The 19,397-nt window shown below is 41.0% G+C and carries 17 protein-coding genes; 7 read left to right on the top strand and 10 right to left on the bottom strand.

The window, feature by feature from the left end; all coding sequences use genetic code 11:
* The first annotated feature begins 130 nt into the window (after positions 1-130).
* Both nrdB and yfaE read left to right on the top strand, forming a co-directional pair.
* On the top strand, positions 131-1,264 hold the full coding sequence (gene nrdB, locus C0J08_RS07390) for a class Ia ribonucleoside-diphosphate reductase subunit beta (RefSeq protein WP_212655452.1): 1,134 nt from the start codon (positions 131-133) through the stop codon (positions 1,262-1,264).
* Positions 1,248-1,544, top strand: a complete 297-nt coding sequence (yfaE, locus tag C0J08_RS07385; RefSeq protein WP_249344561.1) for a class I ribonucleotide reductase maintenance protein YfaE — start codon at positions 1,248-1,250, stop codon at positions 1,542-1,544. Before nrdB ends, yfaE begins: the two co-directional genes overlap by 17 nt.
* Before the next feature lie 16 nt (positions 1,545-1,560).
* On the opposite strand, the gene C0J08_RS07380 is transcribed toward yfaE, so the two are convergent.
* Positions 1,561-2,166, bottom strand: coding sequence for a CDP-alcohol phosphatidyltransferase family protein (locus C0J08_RS07380; RefSeq protein WP_212655451.1), 606 nt, complete (start codon positions 2,164-2,166; stop codon positions 1,561-1,563).
* A gap of 51 nt (positions 2,167-2,217) precedes the next feature.
* Between C0J08_RS07380 and C0J08_RS07375 the strand changes: the two genes are divergently transcribed.
* Positions 2,218-3,012, top strand: a complete 795-nt coding sequence (locus tag C0J08_RS07375) for an alpha/beta fold hydrolase (protein ID WP_249344559.1) — start codon at positions 2,218-2,220, stop codon at positions 3,010-3,012.
* On the opposite strand, the gene C0J08_RS07370 is transcribed toward C0J08_RS07375, so the two are convergent.
* Genes C0J08_RS07370 through C0J08_RS07360 form a run of 3 tightly spaced genes read right to left on the bottom strand, consistent with a single transcriptional unit; the run spans position 3,013 to position 6,823 of the window.
* Positions 3,013-3,918, bottom strand: a complete 906-nt coding sequence (locus C0J08_RS07370; protein WP_249344557.1) for a hypothetical protein — start codon at positions 3,916-3,918, stop codon at positions 3,013-3,015.
* A gap of 17 nt (positions 3,919-3,935) precedes the next feature.
* A complete protein-coding gene (locus C0J08_RS07365) occupies positions 3,936-5,954 on the bottom strand; it encodes a TonB-dependent receptor plug domain-containing protein (RefSeq protein WP_212655449.1) in 2,019 nt (672 codons plus the stop codon).
* 2 nt (positions 5,955-5,956) lie between these two features.
* The gene (locus C0J08_RS07360) at positions 5,957-6,823 is read right to left on the bottom strand and encodes a prephenate dehydratase (RefSeq protein WP_212655448.1); all 867 of its coding nucleotides are present in this window, start codon (positions 6,821-6,823) and stop codon (positions 5,957-5,959) included.
* Positions 6,824-6,926: 103 nt separating this feature from the next.
* Between C0J08_RS07360 and yidD the strand changes: the two genes are divergently transcribed.
* Positions 6,927-7,181, top strand: a complete 255-nt coding sequence (gene yidD / locus C0J08_RS07355) for a membrane protein insertion efficiency factor YidD (RefSeq protein WP_349304785.1) — start codon at positions 6,927-6,929, stop codon at positions 7,179-7,181.
* A gap of 7 nt (positions 7,182-7,188) precedes the next feature.
* Here the strand turns inward: yidD and C0J08_RS07350 are convergent, their stop codons facing one another.
* The 4 genes from C0J08_RS07350 to C0J08_RS07335 all read right to left on the bottom strand — a co-directional run bounded on the left by C0J08_RS07350 (position 7,189) and on the right by C0J08_RS07335 (position 11,381).
* On the bottom strand, positions 7,189-7,842 hold the full coding sequence (locus C0J08_RS07350; RefSeq protein ID WP_212655446.1) for a LuxR C-terminal-related transcriptional regulator: 654 nt from the start codon (positions 7,840-7,842) through the stop codon (positions 7,189-7,191).
* 28 nt (positions 7,843-7,870) lie between these two features.
* Entirely contained in the window at positions 7,871-9,829 is a 1,959-nt protein-coding gene (acs, locus tag C0J08_RS07345; RefSeq protein WP_212655445.1) for an acetate--CoA ligase, read from the bottom strand.
* A 111-nt stretch (positions 9,830-9,940) separates the two neighbouring features.
* Positions 9,941-10,705, bottom strand: coding sequence for a class I SAM-dependent methyltransferase (locus C0J08_RS07340; protein ID WP_249344555.1), 765 nt, complete (start codon positions 10,703-10,705; stop codon positions 9,941-9,943).
* A gap of 55 nt (positions 10,706-10,760) precedes the next feature.
* Positions 10,761-11,381 carry an HAD family hydrolase gene (locus C0J08_RS07335; protein ID WP_212655444.1) on the bottom strand — a complete coding sequence of 207 codons (621 nt, stop codon included), beginning with the start codon at positions 11,379-11,381 and terminating at the stop codon, positions 10,761-10,763.
* A gap of 275 nt (positions 11,382-11,656) precedes the next feature.
* Between C0J08_RS07335 and C0J08_RS07330 the strand changes: the two genes are divergently transcribed.
* Together C0J08_RS07330 and C0J08_RS07325 are read left to right on the top strand one after the other, a co-directional pair.
* Complete coding sequence (locus tag C0J08_RS07330; RefSeq protein WP_212655443.1) at positions 11,657-12,685, top strand: TAXI family TRAP transporter solute-binding subunit; 1,029 nt, start codon at positions 11,657-11,659, stop codon at positions 12,683-12,685.
* A 96-nt stretch (positions 12,686-12,781) separates the two neighbouring features.
* Complete coding sequence (locus tag C0J08_RS07325; protein ID WP_212655442.1) at positions 12,782-14,905, top strand: TRAP transporter permease; 2,124 nt, start codon at positions 12,782-12,784, stop codon at positions 14,903-14,905.
* Between the two features lie 97 nt (positions 14,906-15,002).
* Here the strand turns inward: C0J08_RS07325 and C0J08_RS07320 are convergent, their stop codons facing one another.
* Entirely contained in the window at positions 15,003-16,424 is a 1,422-nt protein-coding gene (locus tag C0J08_RS07320) for a peptidoglycan DD-metalloendopeptidase family protein (RefSeq protein WP_249344553.1), read from the bottom strand.
* A gap of 416 nt (positions 16,425-16,840) precedes the next feature.
* On the opposite strand from C0J08_RS07320, the gene fdhD reads away from it, so the two are divergent.
* Positions 16,841-17,665, top strand: a complete 825-nt coding sequence (fdhD, locus tag C0J08_RS07315; RefSeq protein ID WP_212655440.1) for a formate dehydrogenase accessory sulfurtransferase FdhD — start codon at positions 16,841-16,843, stop codon at positions 17,663-17,665.
* A gap of 22 nt (positions 17,666-17,687) precedes the next feature.
* On the opposite strand, the gene C0J08_RS07310 is transcribed toward fdhD, so the two are convergent.
* On the bottom strand, positions 17,688-19,142 hold the full coding sequence (locus C0J08_RS07310; protein ID WP_212655439.1) for a TrkH family potassium uptake protein: 1,455 nt from the start codon (positions 19,140-19,142) through the stop codon (positions 17,688-17,690).
* Positions 19,143-19,397: the final 255 nt, after the last annotated feature.

The following is a 19,397-nucleotide window of genomic DNA, read 5'->3' as shown; positions in this document are numbered from 1 at the left end:
CTAACAAGCAGAGCCTCATACCATTGAGGCTTTGCTATGTTTACTGCTTTAACGAAATACTAAAATCTATTAATAACTAAGGCATCTTCATACTGGACACGCCTTACGCTTTTGAGGAATACCCTGAAACATGAGTTACTCGACTTTTAACCGCAAGCACTTCGATAGTACAAAAGAACCTATGTTCTTTGGTGAAAATGTCAATGTTGCTCGCTATGACCAGCAAAAGCACCCTATTTTTGAAAAGCTAATAGAAAAACAATTGTCTTTCTTTTGGCGCCCTGAAGAAGTTGATCTATCTACAGATCGCAAGGATTTCCAACGCCTAGAAGAACATGAGCAGCACATTTTTTTAAGCAACCTTAAATACCAAACCCTGTTAGACAGTGTACAAGGGCGCTCACCTAACGTGGCTTTATTGCCGATTGTTTCATTGCCTGAATTAGAAACCTGGATCGAGACTTGGTCTTTCAGTGAGACCATTCACAGCCGCTCTTACACGCACATCATTCGTAATATCGTTAACGACCCAACCAAAATTTTTGATGACATTGTTACGAATAAAGAAATCACCAAACGTGCAGATAGCGTGTCTATCTACTATGACCGCCTAATTGAAATGGTCAATTTATACAACACTATGGGCATGGGGAAATTCGATATCCCAGGTAAAGGTGAAATTGAAATTTCTATGCCTAAGCTTAAAAAAGCTCTTTACCTGACCATCGCCTCAGTAAACGTACTGGAAGCTATTCGCTTTTACGTAAGCTTTGCTTGCAGTTTTGCTTTTGCTGAACGTACGTTAATGGAAGGCAATGCAAAAATCATTAAATTGATTGCCCGTGATGAAGCATTGCACTTAACAGGCACGCAACACATGTTGAACCTAATGGCTTCCGGTAAAGACGATCCAGAAATGGCCATTATTGCCGCAGAATGCCAAGACGAAGTTCGTCAAATCTTTATCGAAGCGGCGGAACAAGAAAAAGAATGGGCTACTTATCTATTTAAAGACGGATCAATGATAGGCCTAAACTCTCAAATCTTGGGCCAATATGTTGAATACATCACCAACGTGCGCATGCAAGCGGTTGGACTTGAAACTTGCTTTGATACTAAACACAATCCAATACCATGGATAAATGCTTGGTTGGTAAGTGACAATGTACAAGTTGCCCCACAGGAAGCAGAAATTAGCTCTTACCTAGTAGGTCAAACTGACAACAGCTTAGATGACTCAGACTTCGATGACTTCGATCTCTAAATCAGCAAATCTAGAAAAAACAGAGCAAGTACATCGCGTATTATTGGGTAAAAAACAAATTCTCGTTACTGAGGAAGAACCTTTATTAATACAATTGGAGCGTGCTGGTATTCATGTAGAATACCAGTGTCGTGAGGGTTACTGCTCTTCTTGCTCGATTAAACTCTTATGGGGGAGCGTTATGTACCCATTTGAGCCTTTAGCTTGGGTACAAAGTGGTTATTTATTAGCTTGCTGCGCAATTGTAAAAAGTGACATTGAAATCGCTTTTTTTGATTGAACTTGGCCAACTGAATTCAAACTAATGTACGGTAACCCGCATATATCCGAGTTGCCGTCGTTATCCAACATATCACCCCAAAAACATACGCCATGACAACAAAATAACTGGGAAATAGACAGATCAACACTAGAAAGAGAATCGTTTCTGCCCCTTCTGCTAACCCCCCTAAAAAATACAGAGATTTACGACCATACTCTAAACGCTCTATTTTTCTCTTCTCTGCCATGATGGCAAACGCTAAAAAACTACTTCCTGTTCCCATAAAAGAAAAAATTAAAAAGCTTGCAGCCAATGCATTTTCTTGTGAATCCATTAAAGCAAAACCAAAAATCACCGCTGAATAAAAAATAAAATCCAACGTGATATCCAAATAACCACCTAAGTCCGTTGGCCCCTGAACCCGAGCAACCGCACCATCTAAGCCATCCATGACCCGGTTAATGACGATACAAGTCAGGGCCAAGGTCGTATTTCCAAAATACAGGGCTGGCAACACCAACATGCCAACAAAAAAACCCAACAAAGTAATCCAATTAGCTTTAACGCCCAACTTATCAATAACCAGAGCGGTAACCCTTAGAGGATGCTTCAGACTCTTTATAAAAAACGTATCTAACATTCTAAAAACTACCTAGATTCTATAGGACGAAACTTTCTAAGACTTGGTACAATGAAAGTATATTTACTTACAAACAAGGTTTCTATGATACACGCAAAACAATATGGCTCGTCAGGCCCGGATCTTATTGTCATACATGGTTTATTTGGCAATGCAGACAACTGGCACTCGATTGCACAAGGGTTAGCAGAGCACTTTACCGTTCACTGTATCGATCTTCCTAACCACGGTAAATCAGACAGTATGTCTGACGCTAGCTATCCCAAAATGGCGGAAGCGGTACTTGACTGGGCAAAGTTAAATGAAATCCGTTCCTTTTATCTACTCGGCCACTCGATGGGTGGCAAAGTCGCTATGCAAATGGCGGCAATCGCAACAAAAGGTCTCATAAAAAAGCTCATAATTGTAGACATTGCACCGGTCGATTATGAACCCAGCCACACAAAAATTTTAGAAGGTTTACAGGCCATTAATAAATCAAAACCGTCATCTAGAAAAGAAGCGGACACTTTACTAAGCCAATATGAATCTAATCTAACCGTCAGACAATTCTTACTAAAAAACTTAGTTAGAAAGGAGAGCGGCTTCGAACTCGCTCTCTCTGTGGACAATATAGCCAGCAGTTATTCTACTATCCTAAAAAAACCACACATTAAAGATCCGGTTGATATCCCAACATTATTTATCAAGGGTGAGAATTCAGACTATATCGTGGCAGAATATCAAGACGCTATTTCAACGCTCTTTCCAAACGCGAATTTTAAAATGATAGTCGGAACAGGCCATTGGTTACACGCTGAAAAGCCCTTACCTTTTACCAGTTTAGTAAGACGATTTTTAGAATAGTTACTCGCACCTTTCCTCGGAACAAAGCCCGTATTTTTCACGTAAATACGATGAAGATGGAGGCACAACACCATTCGACTTAAGTAGGTAAGGATTAAAACTTACCCTAAGCTTGTTGGGATAAGTAGCATCTGGCATGACTCCATATTCATTCCAACGAGTAATATACTCAACCAAGACCTCTAATTTAGCGGAAGTATCCGAATAAATGGCAAACATAGAGCCTGATCGTACGAAAGCATATGAAGGACCAATCATTACCTGCTGTTTACGAAAAAGCAGTTTCAAAATATCCTGAGCGACACCATCTTTATACATGTCCGTATCGACCAACGAAAAAATAACAGATGACTCCTCTAAAACAAAATTGATCGATTTGAGAATAGACAAACGATCTAACTCTGTTTTTTGAAAAATAAATTCAAAGCCATATTGTCTCGCCTCCTTCTGCATTGCCTGCTCGTCAACCAAAAGGTTATCGCTGTAAATAACAGCCAATGGTTTTCGGTCAAACCAAATCGCTTCAAGCAAAGCGAGACGTTTATCTAGAGGGGCCCCTGAAAAAACGCCGCTTGAAGAGACAGAACACTTGGACTGCGCTTTTAAGTACTCTTCTTTACCGATAAAAATGGCTATAACCACACCCGTATTGACAGAAGCACATATTTGCCGAAAGTTTTCAGCTCCGACGGCAATCAATACATCTTCTTGTTTTAATAAAGAAAGATTTTTCATAAATGACGAGAGACGAACAGGAGCTAACGAAGTACCAGAAGGCAAAAGTTGTGATAATTTGAATGTAAGCGCCCGTACCGAGCTTTCAACAGTATCATGCACAACGTAAATTGCAGCCGACGTTTTTAACCCAAACAACAAGCAAAAGACAGCCAAGAGAATCTGTTTCACTTTTCTATTCATCCAAGTTAGAAAGTGATATTAGTGTAGACATAGGCAGAAAAATCTTCCGTAAAATTGTTATTGATGGAAGCCAGAGGATTATCATCCAAGCGAGACTGAACACCGATCCCTGCAGTGGCTTTAGATAAACCACCAAGCGATAAATCATAAGATACCCAAGTGTTCAATAGTTTATAATCGCGCCCCCCTAACCTTTGACCGTACCAATAATAACCTTGAACAGCCCAATGCTCAGTCAAAGGTAAGCTCCCAAAGGCAGAAATCATCATTGGTGTTGTCGCTTTTAGCAAATCAGCATTATGTGTTTGAGTATCTTGATAGGCATAAGTAATACGAGTGATCGCACCTGAGCGAAAGCGCCAGTCAAGTTCAAGCTCGATACCATTAATATTGACATCTTCAGTAATGCCTTCTTCTATAGGTCGGTCACTACTTAAAGCGATAAATTTTTTGTCGCTAGCCACCATATCAAGCACTTCATCATGGTATAACTTCATATCAAAAGATAAACCATACATGGGCCAATAATGATAATACCCCGCTTCATAAGAAGTGATTTTTTCTTCCTGCTCACCATTAACGGCATAGGTCGTAGACGATGTTTCTCCGTTCAATAAAACATAATGCCATTTAAAATATTGATCGGATAAATCTGGCGTACGTACTGCCCTAGACACATTAAATCGAATCGATTCTTGCTCTGAAAGTTTGTAAGTTACACCAAACTTTGGAGATAAAAACGTATCACTAATTTCGCTACGCTCAAGCATTGCACCGGTATTAATTACCCAATTGTCATCCACTAAATATTCTAGGTTTGAAGAGAGGCGAAAAACTTCATCTGTCGCTTTACCTGAAAGGTAATGTTCAGATTTTGCTTCATCCCAACGATAACCAATGGCTGAAATAATACGAAGTTGATTTGAAGCTTCCCATAAACTTTGCAACTCTAAGTCTTGACGTGTTTCTAATAAATCAACGTTATAAGAAACATCCATATCGGTTAAACTAGAAGCAGAGAATAGTGCATTATAAATATCCTTTTTTAAATGAGCTGTATGATATTCCCCTAAATCAGATTGATCATAGTAATACTGTATTTTTAACTCATGGCTAGGGGAAACTTGGCTAGAATAGCTCATTTTTATATGTTCTCGGTCAATCAAGCGCATTGGCTTATTGGTATCTCTTCCCCCCAAAGTAGAGTTTACCCTATATTCCATAGGATCAATTTTTCCTCTTAAGCTGCTTGCCCCCATATCCAAATCAAACAAACTTGTTGAAGTATCTCTTTGTATGACAACATTCCCCATTGAGGTCTTATGACCATCATGCCGATCATTGCCATAAAAGTCTTCATCATAACCATGAACCGAGTTGGTAGAAGCTGAAGCTCGATAACTCCAATCATTATTTAAACCACTGTGTTGACCATACAAACGGTAACCTCCTCGAGATCCCGAATAGGCAGTAATGCTATTACCTAAGGTTTCTAAAGGAGAGCGAGTAATAATATTCACCACAGCAAAAAACGAGTTAATACCATAGCTAGCCGCATTTGGACCGCGATTAATTTCAACCCGAGCAACATCTTCAATACTTAATGGTAATGTAGCCCATTCAACACGAGCCAATCCAACACTATAGACAGAACGCCCATTGACCAGCACTTGAATACGTCGATATTGGTTTAATTGCGTACCATGATAAGACGCTTCTTTTTGACTGGATGATTTATACGGCACAACAGAGAATCCCGGCACAAACTGCAAGAGGTCTTCAACGTACTGCACATTAACGCGACGAATAAATTCACCATCTAATACAGATAATGTGGAAGAAACGTCTACTCTAGGCTGTGCTATTTTGGAGGGCGTCACAACAACAGGAATAGAGTCAAAAAAGTCATCATAGGCATTCAGCTCAGAAAAATCGCCCATTGCCATAGACAAATCTTGCGCTTCCACACATAAACTTAAGCTCGACAAAAGAAAGCTACCAACATATAACCAAGAAGTTTTCATGATTACTTCAGCCTATAATCATCCGCTAAATAAGTTCCTAATATACGAACTTCCTCAGAAAAGAAGTTCAACTCCTCAAGTGCCGCTTGCATAGAAGAAGATTGAAAATGTGCTTCAACATCAACATAAAATTGAGTCGCAGTAAAATTGCCATTGACCATATAACTTTCTAGCTTGAGCATATTGATGCCTTGAGTCGCAAAGCCTCCCATCGCCTTATAAAGCGCAGCAGGGATATTGCGCACACGAAACATAAAGGAAGTGATATAAGTTTTACCCTCTTCATGCACAGGCATTTTCTGTTGACGAGAAAAAACCAAAAAACGCGTTGTATTACCTTCACTATCATTAAAAAACGTTTTTAATATCTTAAGGCCATACAATTGTGCAGCTAACTCAGACGAAATAACGGCCAAGCCAGGCTCCTCAATTTCAGCAATATGCTTAGCAGCTCCTGCCGTGTCATACATCGCCAGACTTTTGGCACCAAGAGCCTTAATATTGCCATCACACTGAGCTAAAGCCTGAGGATGACTACCGATTCGCGTAATTTGATCTAGAGACATAGAGTGGCGGGCAATCAAACAGTGATTTACAGGCTCAAAATGCTCTTTAACCACATAAAGTTGAGTGCGTTTAAGCTCCCGATAAATTTCTTCCACCCGACCCGCTGTTGAATTTTCAACTGGAATCATTGCGTAATAAGCCTCTCCACGCTCAACCATTTGTAAGGCATCAACAAAGGAGGCGCAGTGGACACTACTCCAATCGGGAAAGGTATGTTTACAAGCTAAGTGTGAATAGGCACCAGGCTCACCTTGGTAGGCAACAACCTGCATCGCATCAAGGGTTAGATGTTGATCTGGCATAGTGAAATCGATTCTGTGGTATATTTCCAATACAGTAACAAATAGACGATATTATTTACACAAAAATGACAGAATCTCATCCTCATCACACCAATCACAATATATGCGACTTATGAAAAGAATCTTCGTAACATTGGTAAAAGGTTATCAGTTTCTAATTAGCCCATTACTAGGGAACAACTGCCGCTTTTACCCAACTTGTTCGCACTATATGATCCAAGCGATAGAGCGCTTTGGTATTGTGAAAGGAACCTATCTAGGTGTGAAGAGATTATTGAAATGTCATCCATGGCATGAAGGTGGAATAGATCCAGTTCCCGACTCATGTCAGTGCAAAGACAAACATAAATCAGATTAAACGCACACTAACTCTGTACCGAAGTCATTTGCAGTTTCAAATCACTAGCAACCAATACAGCTTGAGTTCTGTTATTAATTTCTAACTTGCGAAATATCGCAGTGATATGTGCTTTCACTGTGGCTTCAGAAATAGACAACTCATAAGCAATTTGCTTGTTCAACAATCCTTCGTGTAAATAGCAAAGCACTTTATATTGCTGAGGGGTAAGCTCAGCCACTTTATTTTGCATAGAAAGATCTGGCTTGGGCTGATTTGCAACATCCTGTCTAAGAGCATCGGGTAACCATATATCACCCGCCAAGATTGCATGAATGGCTTCAACATAAGTTGCAGGTTCACTCGTTTTAGGAATAAACCCAAGTGCGCCAGCATCTATAACCTTCGCTACCATTTCACTATCTTCACTACCAGAAATCACAGCAACAGGAACATCGGGGAAATCTTTACGAATTCTAATAAGGCCATATAACTCACCGCTGCCAGGCATGTTTAAATCCAACAGCAGTAGATCAAGGTCATGGAGGCTCGCCAAACATTGCAAAGTCGAATCCAAATCATGGGATTCGACTACCACAACACCCTCAATTTCTGCCCGTAGTGCACCACATAGTGCACTACGGAACAAGGGGTGATCATCCGCGATTACAAGTGAAATCACTGTGTATCCTTTTTAAATGTGTTAATCGTCACACATTTAAACGGTTTTCGATTAAATCATCAACCACACTCGGATCAGCTAAAGTACTTGTATCGCCTAATTGATCATGTTCATTCGCCGCAATTTTTCTCAAAATTCGACGCATGATTTTGCCGGACCGGGTTTTCGGTAAGCCTTTACTGGCCCATTGAATAAGGTCTGGCGTAGCAATCGGCCCAATTTCCTGCCTAACAAACTGCTTCAATGATTTTGTCAGTTCTTCATCAGGTGTAATGCCAGCAACCGCACTTACATAAACGTAGATACCTTGGCCTTTAATATCATGGGGATACCCTACAATAGCGGCTTCAGCAACAGAAGGATGGGCAACTAACGCACTTTCAATCTCAGCTGTTCCTAATCGGTGTCCTGATACGTTAAGCACATCGTCCATACGTCCAGTAATCCAATAATGACCATCTTCATCACGTGAAGCGCCATCACCAGTAAAATACATACCTTCAAAAGTACTGAAATACGTTTGTTCGAAGCGCTCATGGTCACCGTATACAGTTCGAGCCTGACCCGGCCAAGAATCCGTAATCACCAAGCCACCTTCAACCAATACACCCTGTTCTTCTTGCAAGACACCTTGGGCATCAACCAAGGCTGGCTGTACGCCATATAAAGGACCAGTACATGACCCTGGCCTGACATTGCCTTGGACTACTCGTGGCGTCATCATCATGCCACCTGTTTCAGTTTGCCACCAAGTATCAACAATAGGACAAGAAGAGTTACCAATTTCGTTGTAATACCAAGACCATGCTTCAGGGTTAATTGGCTCACCAACACTGCCTAACACACGCAAAGAGTCACGTTTGCTTGAGCGAGTTGCCTCATCCCCTTTCGCCATCAGAGCTCGAATAGCGGTTGGAGCAGTATAAAGAATGGTTACACCAAATTTGTCGACAACTCGACCGATTCGGCCCGAATCAGGGTACGTTGGCACACCTTCAAATAAGATACTCGTCGCACCGTTAGCAAGTGGCCCATACACCATATAACTATGACCTGTGATCCAGCCCACATCGGCTGCACACCAATAAATATCATCAGGTTTAAGGTCAAAGACTAATTCATGGGTTAAAGAGGCATATACTAGATACCCACCTGTTGTGTGTACCACACCTTTTGGTTTACCTGTTGATCCGGATGTATAAAGAATAAATAGCGGATCTTCCGCATTCATGGGTTCGGCTTGGCACTGTGTGCTTTCGCTTTCCACTTCAACAGCCCAATCAAGATCACGACCTTCAACCCAAGCCACATCTTTTTGGGTATATCGGTAAACCACAACCTTTTCAACGGATGGACAAGCGTTATTATCCAACGCCATATCAACATTATGTTTAAGAGGGATTGTATTACCTGCGCGACGCCCTTCATCTGCAGTAATAACCAGCTTCACTTCACAATCATTTAAGCGGTCAGCTATAGCGTGGGCAGAAAAGCCACCAAAAATAACAGAGTGAATAGCCCCGATTCGTGCACAAGCCAACATGGCATAAACAGCTTGCGGAATCATTGGCATGTATATAGCGACACGGTCACCTTTTGTCACACCCTGACGTTTCAATAAGTTTGCTAAACGCCCCACTTCGTCATGCAATGTTTGATAGGTAATCGAGACTTTTTCGTTACTTTCAACATCACCTTCACAGTAATAAGCAACTTTGTTAGCAGACGTTGCTAAGTGGCGATCAATACAGTTATAAGCAACATTTAGCTCACCATCTTCAAACCACTTAATATTAACTTCGCCGCGCTTAAATGAAGTATTTTTAACTTTGGTATAAGGTTTAAACCAGTCCAAACGCTTGCCTTCTTGTCCCCAAAACTTTTCTGGGTTTTCAATCGATTCTTGATAGCGTTGTTCAAACTCTGCTTGACTCACATTGGCATTTTTTGCCGCCTCATTTGAGGTCGCGCTATATAATGACTTCATAACCCGCTCCATTGTTAAATTTGTTATTCGGATGCTGAACTACTATAACCCGCTAACCGCCTGTATCTATTCCACTTTAGTCTTATGCATAAAGACTATTTATAAAACAGTCTAATCCACTCTCCCAGCCTTCACAAAAAAGGGCAAACACACTTCCTGTTTCTTAGTAGGGTCTGACCATACGGATCGCATAATAGGAACAGCACTTAGTAAAAAATCATCACCTTGTTCTTGAATACGTAATTGCGATGCAGATAACGTTCGAATGAAATCCAAAGTTTGAGTTACAGACCAATGACAGCGTAATTCAAAATCTGGCACTGACATTAAATCAAAAGGAAACTCTATATCTCGATACTGATTCCACAACAAACGACTTTGTGTAGGCCAATAATCTTCAAGGTGGGGTAATATTGCATCCGCGATCGCTCGATCTTCAGCCTCTCCAATTTTCAACCAGTTATACCCCCAACAGACAAAGATCCCTCCCGGCTTTAATACTCGTTTAAGCTCTAACCAAAAAGCCTCTAAATCAAACCAATGAAGAGCGTGAGCGACACAAACTGCATCAAAATAATGATCGGGATACGTCGTTTTCTCGGCTGGAAAAACTTGATAGTTAACCTTACGGTGCGGGGTCGCTGCAGTGACTTGAGACTCACTAATATCAGAGGCTTCAACGCGATCAAAATAAGCTGCCAAATCCACTGATGCTTGACCTGTACCACAAGCACAGTCCCAAACCACACCCGGCTCGGCCACTTGTTGCGATAGCCAATAATACAGCTCGGCCGGATACATAGGACGAGTTTGCGAATAACTAGTAGAAGATTGCCCATCAAAAGTACGCATAGAAGCCTCTAGATTAAATGGCATTCATACCTCAACAACTTAATTAAAGGTTTCAGTTTTTTGCTAATCCAGTAAAAACCTACTGGGACAACACTCCATATTGATTCAGCACATTTCGCGCTTCCTCTATTCCTTTTACTCGGTAGGCCTTCATACCAAGCGCATTCGCCGTATCAATATTCACCTGATTATCATCAATAAAAAGTATATGTTCAGGCTCAACTTGCAATTGATTAATAACATGATGATAAATAGCTTCATCCGGCTTAACAAAACCTACCATATGAGAAGCAAAATAACTGTGAAATTTACCAGCTAATTTCATTTCATCCATTAACCTAGGCCAATGAACAGCATTAGTGTTGGATAAAATCGCTCGATGAAACTCAGGTTTTACTGATTCAACTAACTCTAAAGCACCATCATATAAGCCTTGCGGCCAAGCTGTAAAAGTCGTTTTAAACGTTTCTTTATCTACGGTGGCGTCAACTTCTTTTAGTAAACTATCAACAAATTCATCAAAAGCTATTTTGCCCGAGTCAAATGCTGCCGCCGCAGGAGAGTGTAACCACTTCAACCATACTTCAGATTCTTCGCCTTGGGTATTTAACATGGCTTGCAACTCAGAAATATCGCCTAAATCAACCAATACATTCCCTAAATCAAACAATACAACTCGGACATCATGTTCTGCTTCCATTTTCCCTCTCCATATGCCATCGGCAACTTTTTGCTTATTAATAAATCAATATTTTCTAAAAAAACCATTAAGCACTATTTTACCTAGCTCCATCATAAGCAATTTCTTGCCTATAGGTAAGCGACTAGAATAAGCAAAAAATAGCGCAAATGTGTATATAAAAAGAAAATAAAAAATAGAAAAATAATTAAAATCCATATATATCAATAAGATAAATACTTGGCACGATAATCGCTAATATCTATACGACCAACCCTCAATAGGAGAAAAATAATATGAAATTGGGATTTGTTACTAAAGCGATTCTTTCGACTACCACAGCTGCGGCTATTGCTTTATCGGCAAGCGGCGTTTCCGCGGCAGATAAAAATGATTACATTCTAGCGACAGCCTCCACAGGCGGCACCTATTACCCTGTAGGCGTTGCCATAGCCACTCTAAGTAAGGTGAAACTAGAACCTAAATTCGGCCTCTCTATTTCGGCAATCAGTTCAGCAGGCTCAGGCGAAAATATTAAGCTACTTCGCGAAAATCAAGCACAATTTGCCATTCTACAAGGCTTGTATGGTGCATGGGCTTGGGGTGGAGAAGGTCCATTCGCCAGCTCGGGTAAGCAAACAGAATTACGATCTGTTTCTATGCTGTGGCAAAACGTAGAACACTTTGTCGTCAAATCTGACATGGTGAAAACAGGAACTGTTGCCGATTTAAAAAACTTTGAAGGTTCTGATCATAAGTTTTCTATTGGCAAAAAGAATTCTGGTACTGAAGGTTCTGGTCGCCAACAACTTAAAGGCTTAAATATTGACCCAGATAAGTTCAATTTAGCTTACATGGGCTATGGCGCCAGTGCTGATGCCATGCAAAATGGTAACATTGACGGAATGAACACTCCTGCTGGTGTACCAGTTAGTGCAGTTACTCGACTTTATGCATCTATGGGAGACAAAGTAAGAGTACTAGACTTCACTGACAAACAAATAAAAGAAGCAAACGGAAACTATAACCTTTGGACTCGCTATGTGATTCCTGCGAACACCTACCCAGGTCAAACAAAAGACATTAACACCGTTGCTCAGCCTAACTTCTTAGCGACTCGAGCTGACTTATCTGATGACGATGTTTACGAAATCACCAAATCTCTTTATGAAAACTTAACCTACTTAAGTGCTATTCATAAAGCGACATCGGTGATGTCTATTGAAAAAGCTATTGCTGGACTACCAGTTCCACTGCATCCAGGTGCTGCTCGCTATTATCGTGAACGCGGTATTAATATACCAGACCGTCTTATCGCGAAATAAAACCCTTTAATCACTGTTCTCGCGCCGTAATTTTTTACGGCGCTCTTTTCAAATCTATGCCCCGTTTGTTTTTGTTTACATTAAGGTAGCCTCTCTATGACTGCTTCATCATCACCAACAGAATCAGAAGATATCAATCTTGAAGACTTTGAAACCAAGCACCGTTCTGGCGTTTGGTTAAACCGCTTGGTCTTTGCTCTTTCGGTTTTTTTAGCCGTTGCACATATATACATCAATACCATCGCAACGCTTCCAGAACTATGGGTTTCAGCATTTCATTTTGCAGGCTTTGGTATTTTGTGCGCCTTACTCATTCCAGCTAACCCAAAATGGCGAGACAGCAAAATTGCTCTGCTTTTTGATAGCGCTATTGTACTCGCCCTAATCGGTATGGTGTTGTATATCGTTTTTTTTGAAGATGCACTTTATGAAAGAGGGGTAACATTCAATACAGCAGACTGGATCGTATCTAGCATTACCGTTTTATTATCCCTTGAACTCATTAGACGAACCAGTGGTTGGTTTATCCCCTTCTTAATCCTCATAGCATTAACTTATGTTGTGCTTTGGGGGCGTTGGTTAGGAGGTATGTTTGCTTTCCCAGGATTAAGCGTTGAAACCCTACTGTATCGTAGCTTCTTTAGTACCGATGGAATGTTCGGTTCTATTTCTCGCATTTCATGGAGCTTTGTCTTCATGTTTATTTTGTTCGGCGCCTTTTTAGTGAAGTCTGGCGCAGGTGATTTTATTATTAATTTATCTCGCTCTCTAGCAAGCAAAATGATTGGCGGTCCAGGTTTTGTGGCAGTGTTAGGTTCAGGGTTAATGGGATCTGTTTCTGGCTCTTCTGTAGCAAATACCGTATCAACTGGTGTGATCACCATCCCACTTATGCGCAAAGCTGGCTTTCCTGCACGTTTCGCGGCTGGAATAGAAGCAGCCGCTTCCACAGGCGGACAATTAATGCCACCAGTCATGGGAGCCGGTGCATTTATCATGGCGTCTTACACACAAGTTTCTTATGTCACTATCATTAGTGTTGCAGCCATTCCTGCTTTACTCTATTTCTTATCTGTTGGTTTTTTTGTTCGTGTCGAAGCAAAACGCAGCAAGGTTATTGCCACTGAAAGTGATGACGCCATTAAAGTGTCACAAGTCTTAAAAGAAGGCTGGCATCATATTGTTCCTTTAGGTGTATTAGTCACACTCTTAATTCAAGGGTTCACTCCAACTTACGCAGCAGGCATTAGTATTATTGCCGTCGTCGTTGCTTCTTTCTTATCACGCACACATCGGATGGGACCCGCTGAGATTCTTGATGCGATGGCTCAAGGCGCTAAAAATATGTCGACAACCGCCGTCTTGTTAGTGGGTATTGGCTTGGTCGTTAACGTAATCAGCACCACTGGCGTAGGTAATACTTTCTCGCTACTTATTACCAATTGGGCTGGCGGCAGCCTCTTCTTTACTATTATTTTAGTAGCAATTGCTTCTTTAATTCTGGGCATGGGCTTACCAGTCACCGCATCATACATTGTCTTGGGGACTCTCTCAGCACCCGCTCTATTCAACCTAATCGCTGAAAATCAGTTATTAAGTATGATGTCATCAGGCACATTACCTGAAGCCGCGAATGCCATCTTTATGCTGGTTGATCCAGCGGCGATAGCATCACTCGCCCAAGGAATGCCAATGGATCAAGCACAAGCACTCCTAGCACAAGTACCTAATGACTTTAAAAGCATGTTAATGGATCAAGCCTTAGGTACACAAAGTGTGGCGATGATTTTAGTTACCGCCCATATGATTATCTTTTGGCTCTCCCAAGACAGTAATGTCACCCCACCTGTCTGCCTAACCGCTTTCGCTGCAGCAGCCATCGCCAAAACACCACCGATGAGAACTGGCATGACGGCTTGGAAGTTAGCCAAAGGCTTATATATCGTGCCTTTATTGATGGCATACACGCCTTTAATTGGAGGAGATGCAGAGACGCTACTGAGACTTACTATTTTTGCTATCTTTGGTATGTATGCTCTTGTTGCTGCAATGGAAGGTTACCTAGAAGATAAATTATCCATTGCTCTAAGACTGGCTACCTTGATCGCATCTGTTCTCATGTTATGGCCTAATCTTGAATTATGGCTCCAATGCATCGGCTTGGTCATCTTCTTGACAGTATTTGTCATCGGTAATAAATCTTACAAGAAACAATTTTAAAAGGGCTTCTGTTTAACAAGCCCAAAACAAAAAGGGTATTTCTTGATAGAAATACCCTTTTTTTATTGTCAGTCGACTCTTGTTTACGAGCAAAGTGCTATTCTGGTTGTTGTGTCGAAACCGCTTCTGTCTGAATATCGCTAGGGCTAGTATTTTCTACTTGCTTAAGCAACATCATCACAATCCATTGTTTAACATTGTTATCAAATTCCTCTCGTTCTTTCTTAGGAATAGACTGAGTGGTTGGGATCTCTGCTGTCATAGGATTGACCGGACGCCCCCTAATATGCAATTCATAATGCAAATGAGCTCCTGTCGTTCTTCCTGTATTTCCCGACAAAGCAATCACTTGGCCACGCTTCACTTTTTGGCCCTTTTTTACCAAGATCTTACTTAAGTGAAGAAAGCGAGAGCCATAAGGACCAGTATAATCCACGACAATATATTTACCGGCGTATTTATGAGTCGCCACCCTAGTCACAACGCCATCACCTGTCGCCAACACTTCTGTTCCTGTTGGCGTGGCTAAATCAACACCATTATGTGGCGCAGGATGACCGGTTATTGGATGTAATCGATTGGCATTGAAAGGAGAGCTTATACGGTAATGTTTACGTGTTGGCCAACGCAGTAATGCTGGCGTCAAACTATTACCGTCGATATCATAAAAGCGTCCATCACTGTGAAGAAAAGCTCGGTAAACTTGTCCTTTCACCGTTATTTCTAAAGCCTCTAATTGATCTTCACCTACTTTTACACCATCAATGCTGCCACTTTTTATGACAAAATCAAAAGCATCATTAGCTCGTAAATCTTTACGAAAATTCACTCTGCCTTTTAGCACATCATGAATGATAAGAATGTTGGTATCTGATAAGCCTGCTTTTTTAGCTGATAAATAGAAATTACCTACTATTTTGCTATGAACGGCTTTTTCCGTATAAGTAATCGGTTTTATGTGTTCTTGATAAGTATAAGCACCACTATCATGCCTCACATAAGACACACTTTTACTGATATCAATGACTCGGGTTAATTCAACAAGATCACCATTTTCATCCAACTTGAAAGTAAACTTATCATTAGGAATCAAAGGCTCAAGAATCAAATACTCTTGATCCGCTTCAAGTACCGCATATAAAGCCCCTCTAGACAGACCAAGACGAGCAAAAATTCGTGCTAACGTATCACCTGGCTTAATTACGTATTCAATAGGTGGAAGAGGAGCCACTACTTTGTCCACATTTTGCAGAGGATCTGTCGTGATTAAAGAGTCATAGTTATTATCTTCATCTGCATTTAAATTAGGATATAGAGCTTCTAAAGGGGAAGTTACATTGGATGATGGATGATTTTCGTGAGCATCTAAGCTGGGTAACACGAAGTCTTTTGGGCCTTTTTTAGGAGAAACTGTCGACTGATAGACAAAGAGAAAAATAAAAAAAACAACAAAAATGATGGATAACCAAGCTCGCGGGCCAGACATCACCCAACGGGAAAGGCGTTCTATAAATTGCATAAATAAAAAACTCATTTAACAAAAGGTGGTTCGCTGAGAACCTTATTAGGCGCTAATCTTTTTTAAGTCACGCACGTTCTCAATATATGAAAAAAAACAGAACCACACTTTGTAGTATATGCCTTTTTCTTGCTACTACTGGAGTGCTAACAATCACAATTCATACTTTTTCAAATTGTTTTTTACAAAAACAGTACAAGAAAATAGTTAGTATCAATTTTAGGGGGCTAGAATACGATATTTTACTTTTTAAAGGAATACATAGACTTCTGAAACCCTTACTCTTAATGCGTATTTTTTAAACAACGTCCAAACTTATCGCCATTGTCTTGTCACTCATCAATACAAAACTATTGGACGCATGCAATCACACTCCTTACTATAAAACCCTCAACTCTTTAGACTAAATTTTTCTTATGCGACACTCGTCTATTTCACTACCCAGTTCCCAGCGTCAGCCTTTTAATCGCTTTAGGCAAGGAGCTCAACAGACACCAGCGGAGTTTGCAGACCTTGTTGAAGAAATACCATTGGCAATTAGCGTCAACGGTATTGCTCATGCTGTGATGATGGTAACCCCCGTCAACTTAGACGCTTTCACAATAGGCTTTGCACGTACAGAAGGCATTATTGAACATATTAATGATGTGCGAGACATATCTACTCAGCACGCACACACCTACCCAAATATAACAAGTATTGCCATTAACCTAGAAATCAGTCCTCGTCGTTTTGCCCAATTTAAACACAAAAAACAGACTCATTTAGGCGCAACGGGATGTGGTTTATGCGGCGTAGAATCTCTATCTGAAGCCATCCCTGAACTCTCCCCTCTTCCTACTAGCCACCCCCTAAAAGAAAAGGACCTGGCTTCTCTTAGAAAAACGCTATCTGAATATCAGGTTTTGGGAAAACAAACAGGGGCAGTCCATGCCGCTCTGCTCATATCATCTACAGGCGAAGCAATTTGTTGCATGGAAGATATAGGCAGGCACAATGCCCTTGATAAAATCATAGGTTACGCATTACAACAAGACATCAATCTACACAACCATAGCGTTTTGATGTCAAGTCGATGCAGTACAGAGTTAGTTCAAAAAGCCGTACGTGTCGGCTTATCTCGGCTTATTCACCTCGCCTCACCAAGTACACTTGCGGTTAAACTGGCTCAACATTACGGACTAACTCTCATTCATTTACCCAAGCAAGACGAGCCAAGAGTATTCTCTTCTTCAACTTAATAACAATATAAAGAAGATGCTTTTAATGGCGCCACATAACAGGGAAGAAAAGTACCAGTACCGTGAAATATTCCAAACGTCCTAAAATCATCGCAAAACTCATCAGCCAAGTTCCGGTATCACTTAACGGAGAAAAATTACTGCCGAGCTCCGCAAAACCAGGGCCAAGCACATTTAGACAGGCTGCGGTGGCACTCAACGAGGCCATAAAACTCATGCCCGTCATCATCAGCAATATCGTAAATAAGACCGTAACCATCGCGGCAAGACACATAAAACCCATCACAGAATGACGCACATCAGCGCTGATGGTTCGCCCCTGAAACTTCATCGAAAAAACACCATTTGGATGCACTAAGCGCTTTAACTCCAACGAAATAGACTTTAAGGAAATAATATTTCGAATGACCTTGTTACCACCCGCCGTCGATCCCGCACAGCCACCAATATAACCAACAAAAATCAATATAATCGAGGTCACCGCAGGCCAAGAACCAAAATCGGTTGCCGCATAACCAGTACTGGTTATAAACGAAATAACATGAAAGAACGACTGAGTAATTGAGCCCCAAAGCCCGTCTTCAGAATCCGTTTGGAAAAGGAATAACGCCAACAATAAGGCAACAAAGCCAATGATTTTTAGAAAACCACGCGTCTCCTCATCCTTCCAATACAGTTTAATACTGCGAGCAATATAAATACGATAATGCAGAGCAAAGTTTACAGCCCCCAATACCATAAAAAGATTACAGATCCACAAAATAAGAGGACTATTAAAATAGCCCATACTGGCATCATGAGTCGAAAAACCACCAGTAGAAACGGTAGTGAAACTATGGCCAATTGCATCAAAAGCTGACATACCAGCCAAATAATAACTTAACGCGCATAGCCCAGTTATCGCCAAATACACCATCCACAAATAGTGAGTTGTACTAGAAACACGAGGAGACAGTTTGTCGTCTTTAATCGGACCTGGAGTTTCTGCTTTTAGTAAGCGCATACCACCAATATTTAACATAGGAAGAATGGCTACCACAAAAATCACCACACCAAGACCGCCCATCCATTGCAAAAATTGGCGATACATTAAAAAAGTGGGCGGCATATTATCTAATCCAGACAGCACCGTGGCACCAGTGGTTGTCAAAGCACTGATGGATTCAAATACGCCATCGGTAAAAGAAATATGCGTCACTGAGATGATAGGAATCGCCCCAAGTACTCCCACAGCCAGCCAAGTTAATGTGGCAAACAACATGGCTTCGCGAGAATTCACCGAAGGTAAAGGGTATTTTTTAAAACCCAGTAGCATAACCAAGGCAATACTAAAAGTAATCAAGGCCGGCTCTGCAAAAGCACGCCCAACATTATCCTTAAAAAACATAAAGGATAATTCACCGAACACAAACTGCACCACACTCATCCATAAACACGGCATAGTCAGTAAGCGCATAACTAACAATGGGCGAATCATGAGTCGACACGACTCCTATAAACAATCTGCACGGTATAAATACATCTTTCAAAAGCGGGAATAATTCAACAGAACGATAGGATCGGGGCTCTCAACAGATCCAGATTCGTACTATAAGTCAATCTGGCAAAATTCTAAACGTTTCTAACGTAAACACACGCATTTTAACAATGACTCAAAACACTTACGCCATTTAAGGAACACAAACGCCAACCTCAATGCGATATCAAGATAGGTCGATGAAAAACATATAAT

The sequence above is a fragment of the Marinomonas sp. CT5 genome, from assembly GCF_018336975.1.
Taxonomy (GTDB): domain Bacteria; phylum Pseudomonadota; class Gammaproteobacteria; order Pseudomonadales; family Marinomonadaceae; genus Marinomonas.
This window is presented reverse-complemented; position numbering and strand designations above follow the sequence as displayed.